This window comes from Klebsiella sp. HN106 (assembly GCF_051209435.1).
Taxonomy (GTDB): Bacteria; Pseudomonadota; Gammaproteobacteria; order Enterobacterales; family Enterobacteriaceae; genus Klebsiella; species Klebsiella oxytoca.
This window is the reverse complement of sequence record NZ_JBLURD010000240.1, coordinates 1-293: the sequence shown is the minus strand read 5'-3', so window position 1 is coordinate 293 and position 293 is coordinate 1. Positions and strand designations below refer to the sequence as shown.

Annotated in this window: 1 pseudogene; it reads right to left on the bottom strand. The window is 54.3% G+C overall.

Annotated elements, in window-relative coordinates:
• Positions 1–118 precede the first annotated feature (118 nt).
• Positions 119–293: pseudogene (locus ACSIPU_RS31090) on the bottom strand (ABC transporter permease); the annotation flags it as partial.

Genomic DNA, 293 nt, shown 5'->3' with positions numbered 1-293 from the left:
CCCTCCTTAGCCAGCGAATAATGTAGCAAGGTGAAGATGACGTATCGGTGATGGGAGTCAAAGATAAGCGGTTAGCGCTTCGCATATTTACTTCAGGAAGCGCTAACCATGATGAGTATCAGCTACGCAGGCCGCGACCGCGCTGAATTAACGACCAGCACAGCAGATAGAAGGCGACAATGAACACCACCAGCACGGCGAAGGTGGTCGCCAGCGGGACGTCGTTGATACCGAGGAAGCCGAAGCGAAAACCGCTGATCATGTAGACGATGGGGTTCAGATGCGACAGCCCC